This window comes from Pseudoalteromonas sp. S3178, assembly GCF_005886985.1.
Classification (GTDB): domain Bacteria; phylum Pseudomonadota; class Gammaproteobacteria; order Enterobacterales; family Alteromonadaceae; genus Pseudoalteromonas; species Pseudoalteromonas carrageenovora.
On sequence record NZ_PNCW01000118.1, the window covers coordinates 1 to 1,207 of the forward strand.

The following is a 1,207-nucleotide window of genomic DNA, read 5'->3' on the forward strand; positions in this document are numbered from 1 at the left end:
TAATTAACTTAAAAGTTAACTATTACTCTACGATAGTTGCTACAACACCAGCACCTACAGTACGGCCACCTTCACGGATAGCGAAACGAAGACCTTCATCCATCGCGATTGGCGCGATTAGAGTTACTGTCATCTTAACGTTATCACCAGGCATTACCATTTCTACGCCATCTGGTAACTGTACGTCACCTGTTACGTCAGTTGTACGGAAGTAGAACTGTGGACGGTAACCTTTGAAGAATGGAGTATGACGACCACCTTCATCTTTAGAAAGTACGTATACTTCTGAAGTGAATGTAGTGTGTGGCTTGATTGAACCAGGCTTAGCTAGTACTTGACCACGTTCAACGTCTTCACGCTTAGTACCACGTAGAAGTGCACCAATGTTCTCACCAGCACGACCTTCGTCAAGAAGCTTACGGAACATTTCAACACCAGTACAAGTAGACTTAGTAGTCTCTTTGATACCAACGATTTCAACTTCGTCATTCACGTTGATGATACCCGCTTCAACACGGCCAGTTACAACTGTACCACGACCTTGAATTGAGAAAACATCTTCGATAGGCATGATGAATGGCTTATCGATGTCACGCTCTGGCTCTGGAATGTAAGAATCTAGTGCTTCTGCAAGCTCTACGATTTTAGCTTCCCATTGCTCTTCGCCTTCAAGTGCTTTAAGTGCAGAACCTTGAATTAGTGGTAAATCATCACCTGGGAAGTCGTACTCAGAAAGAAGTTCACGAACTTCCATTTCTACTAGCTCAAGTAGCTCTTCGTCATCAACCATGTCACATTTGTTCATGAATACGATGATGTAAGGTACGCCAACTTGGCGAGAAAGTAGGATGTGCTCACGAGTTTGTGGCATAGGGCCGTCAGTCGCAGCTACTACTAAGATAGCGCCGTCCATTTGAGCAGCACCAGTGATCATGTTTTTAACATAATCGGCGTGACCAGGACAATCTACGTGTGCGTAGTGACGAGTTGGCGTATCGTACTCAACGTGAGAAGTTGAGATTGTGATACCACGCTCGCGCTCTTCTGGAGCGTTATCGATTGATGCGAAATCTTTAGCAACACCGCCGTATACTTTTGCAAGTACGTTAGTGATTGCTGCAGTTAGTGTAGTTTTACCGTGGTCAACGTGGCCGATTGTACCAACGTTTACGTGCGGTTTTACGCGTTCAAACTTTTCTTTTGCCAT

At 44.7% G+C, this 1,207-nt stretch carries 1 protein-coding gene; it reads right to left on the minus strand.

Annotated features, from left to right (window positions below; all coding sequences use genetic code 11):
- Positions 1–22: 22 nt before the first annotated feature.
- Positions 23–1,207, minus strand: coding sequence for an elongation factor Tu (tuf, locus tag CWC11_RS20170; protein ID WP_058548756.1), 1,185 nt, complete (start codon positions 1,205–1,207; stop codon positions 23–25).